At 62.6% G+C, this 345-nt stretch carries 1 protein-coding gene; it reads left to right on the forward strand.

All coding sequences use genetic code 11. The annotated features are described in order from the left end of the window. Position 1: 1 nt before the first annotated feature. Positions 2-345: endonuclease/exonuclease/phosphatase family protein (locus SRAH_RS11685; RefSeq protein WP_029463513.1), on the forward strand; the 344-nt coding region annotated here is incomplete at its 3' end.

The raw sequence follows: 345 nt of genomic DNA on the forward strand, positions 1-345 counted from the left end.
AATGAAAATCATCACCGCCAACCTAAACGGCATCCGCTCTGCGGCCAGCAAGGGCTTTTTCGAATGGCTGCATGCACAGCAGGCCGATGCGCTCGGGGTGCAAGAGATCAAGGCGCAAGCCGACGTGGTGGAGGGCACTTTCAGCCAGGTCGCGGGCCTGACCGGGCATTTCCACTGCGCCGAGAAAAAGGGCTACTCGGGCGTGGGGCTGTACACGCGGCTTGAGCCCAGCGACGTGCTAGTCGGGCTCGGGGTGCCCGAATTTGACGCCGAAGGGCGCTGGATAGAAAAGCGCTTCGACCAGCCCGGCCGCAAGCTCAGCCTGATCAGCTGCTACTTCCCCAG

The sequence above is a fragment of the Serpentinimonas barnesii genome, assembly GCF_000696225.1.
Taxonomy (GTDB): Bacteria; Pseudomonadota; Gammaproteobacteria; order Burkholderiales; family Burkholderiaceae_C; genus Serpentinimonas; species Serpentinimonas barnesii.